Annotated in this window: 1 protein-coding gene, 1 pseudogene and 1 riboswitch; the gene and the pseudogene both read right to left on the reverse strand. The window is 68.1% G+C overall.

Annotated features, from left to right (window positions below; all coding sequences use genetic code 11):
* Nucleotides 1–9 precede the first annotated feature (9 nt).
* Complete coding sequence (locus tag G6023_RS14190) at nucleotides 10–1008, reverse strand: ABC transporter substrate-binding protein (protein ID WP_132061898.1); 999 nt, start codon at nucleotides 1006–1008, stop codon at nucleotides 10–12.
* Between the two features lie 121 nt (nucleotides 1009–1129).
* A riboswitch (cobalamin riboswitch) is annotated at nucleotides 1130–1271 on the reverse strand.
* A pseudogene (locus tag G6023_RS14195) lies at nucleotides 1241–1484 on the reverse strand (hypothetical protein); the annotation flags it as partial. (Overlaps the previous riboswitch by 31 nt.)

The following is a 1484-nucleotide window of genomic DNA, read 5'->3' on the forward strand; positions in this document are numbered from 1 at the left end:
GTCGTCATGTCACTGCCCGAACGCGTGCGGGTGCAGCTCACGGGCGATGGTCTCGGTGGAGGTCGTCATCCGCGAGCTCTCGAAGAAGTCGGACAGCGGGACCACCACGATGCGGTTCTCACGGATCGCCGGCGTCGTGGACATGATGGGCTGCGCGCGCAGGTAGGCGATCTTGTCCTCCGCGCTCGTGGCGCCGTAGTCGAGTACCACGATCGCCTCGGGCTGACGCTCGCCCAGGATCTCCCATGTGGACGTGAGATAGGGGCGGTCGCCCTCGGAGAAGATGTTGTCCGCGCCCGCGTACTCGCCGATCAGTTGTCCGATGCCCACGCCGCCGATCGTCGTCGGTTCTGATTCGCCGCCGTCGTAGAAGAACGTGGGGGTGCCGGTGACACCCGACGCATCGAGTGTCTCTCGGACCTCCCTCATCTCGCCGGTGATCCGGTCCGTCAGGTCCCGTGCCCCCGGCTCGACGTCGAGGATCCGGCCGAGCTGGGAGAAGTCGGTCTCGAGCATCGACAGGTCACCGAAGCCTTCTCCGCAGTACTCGGAGAAAAGGAAGGTGTTGATCCCCGCGGCCTCGAGGGCGTCGCGGCTGCGGCCTTCCTTGTCGTCGAAGGCGCTGCGCATCCCGGCCACCACGAGATCCGGCTCGAGGTCCACGATCTGCTCCCAGGTGGGGTACTCCTCCGAGAGGGACGGAATGGCCTCGAACTGCTCGGCGACCTCCGGCAGGACATCGTCCTGCTCGCCGTAGCCCATGCCGACGATCCGGTCGCCGGCCCCCATCTGGATGAGGGTCTCGGTGACGTGGTCATTCATCGAGATGATGCGCCGGGGCGCAGCGGTGTAGGTGGTCTCGCGCTCGCAGTTGGTGACGGTCACAGGGTCGGCGAACGACTCGACCGGGCCGCCTTCCGCGAGCGCCTCGCCGCGGGAGCAGCCGGTGAGGGCGACCCCCGCGACGAGGAGGGTGGCGAGCGTGATTCTGGGGTGGCGACGGAACATGATCAGTCCTCGGATCGTGTCGTGCGGTCGACGACACGTGAGACCCGCAGGAGGGTAGGAGTCGACGACGACACCACGTCACCTGACAGGACCCCGGATCGCAGACCTCGGCGATGTACTCGGAGTCGCGAACATCCGGGCAGGTAATCGGGCTCGCGGTCACGAAAGTGGCCACACACCGTTGCGGGTCAGCGCCGGATTCCCACCGGTCTTCCCCTGCTCGTTCCGGATGTCAGCAGTACGCCCTCAGGATAGGCACACCGCGTCCGCGTGCGGTGCAGGTACCCCGGCTCAGCGGAGCCGACCACCCGCGCTTCGTGGCCCGGCGACGCCCGAGGACGGCGCGACGCACGACCACACCCAGCACGGCCAGCGCGGCGATGGCCAGCTGGACGCGGTCGTGCAGCAGCACCGCGCGGCGGATGTCGTCGGCACGGACCGACCGGCCGTCACCGAGGACCGCCCGGTCCTCCATC

The organism is Dietzia sp. DQ11-71 (assembly GCF_014144995.1).
Taxonomy (GTDB): domain Bacteria; phylum Actinomycetota; class Actinomycetes; order Mycobacteriales; family Mycobacteriaceae; genus Dietzia; species Dietzia kunjamensis.